This is a genomic window from Haloferax sp. Atlit-6N, assembly GCF_003383195.1.
Classification (GTDB): domain Archaea; phylum Halobacteriota; class Halobacteria; order Halobacteriales; family Haloferacaceae; genus Haloferax; species Haloferax gibbonsii.
The window spans coordinates 1-605 of the sequence record NZ_QEQJ01000113.1; the positions used below are offsets into that span (position 1 = coordinate 1).

Here is a 605-nt window from a genome sequence, read left to right on the forward strand (position 1 = left end):
ACGGAAGCATTATCCTGCACCGTCACGAACGACATAGTATGCACCACACACCGCCGGTGCACCAGGTGAACGTGCGGACGATGAGCGCTTGCTCTGTTCTTTCGTAGTTGGTAGCGGCGCCGGCGGGTGTATCGCCTTCTCATCGAGCAGCGACGCCGCTTTCACCGAAACAAATGCAGACCACAGAGTACGAACTCCGCGATCGAATCGACCAGCTCACAAACTACCGTGGCGAGGGCACCGAGCTCATCACCGTGGCCGTCCCGCCAGACAAATCACTCCATGCGGTCCGTGAGCGCATCGACCGCGAATATGCACAGGCTGCGAACATCAAATCCGACCAAACACGAACCCACGTCCAGGACGCTCTCGGACGCATCCGACGCCTCCTCCAAGCGTACGAAGAGACACCACCAAGCGGCCTCGTCATCTACGCTGGTGTCGTCGACGGTGCGCTGCAGGACGCCGTCTTCGACGATCTCGATGTCCCCGTCGACGTCTCGCTGTACCGCTGTGCGGCTGAATTCGAGACTGCCCCTGTGGAGCAGGCGCTCACCCCGTCAGAGGTGTACGGTCTGGTCGTCCTCGAACGGGGCCGTGCCGCC

General features: G+C 61.5%; 1 pseudogene. It reads left to right on the top strand.

Going from position 1 to position 605, the window contains the following annotated elements:
* Positions 1 to 173: 173 nt before the first annotated feature.
* Positions 174 to 605, top strand: a pseudogene (locus tag DEQ92_RS21450) (peptide chain release factor 1); the annotation flags it as partial.